The organism is Streptomyces sp. NPDC056160 (assembly GCF_042268205.1).
In the GTDB taxonomy this organism is placed as follows: Bacteria; Actinomycetota; Actinomycetes; order Streptomycetales; family Streptomycetaceae; genus Streptomyces.
On sequence record NZ_JBHJUW010000112.1, the window covers coordinates 1 to 311 of the forward strand.

Below are 311 nucleotides of genomic sequence, written 5' to 3' on the forward strand. Positions count from 1 at the left end.
CTCCACGCGCGCGTGGAGGGCCGTCGCCGTACCGGTACTACCGGGGTCAGGCGAAGCGCCGGACCCCCGACGGCGTGACCACCGCCTGCACCGGTCGGTCGTGCGGCTCGGCCGGGACGTGCTCGACGACCTCACGGTCGTAGAGCAGGACGACGAGGGCGGGATGCGCGTCCGCCCGTTCCAGGCGCGCCAGGACACGGTCGTAGGAGCCGCCGCCGCGCCCCAGCCGCATCCCGCGCGAATCGGCGGCGAGGCCCGGCAGCAGGACGACGTCGGCGGCCGTCACGGCGTCCGGGCCGAGCCGCCGCCCG

Annotated in this window: 1 protein-coding gene; it reads right to left on the bottom strand. The window is 77.5% G+C overall.

Annotated features, from left to right (window positions below; translation table 11 throughout):
• Positions 1 to 46: 46 nt before the first annotated feature.
• On the bottom strand, positions 47 to 311 hold a 265-nt coding region (locus ACFC02_RS31295; protein WP_376364631.1), incomplete at its 5' end, for a 5-formyltetrahydrofolate cyclo-ligase.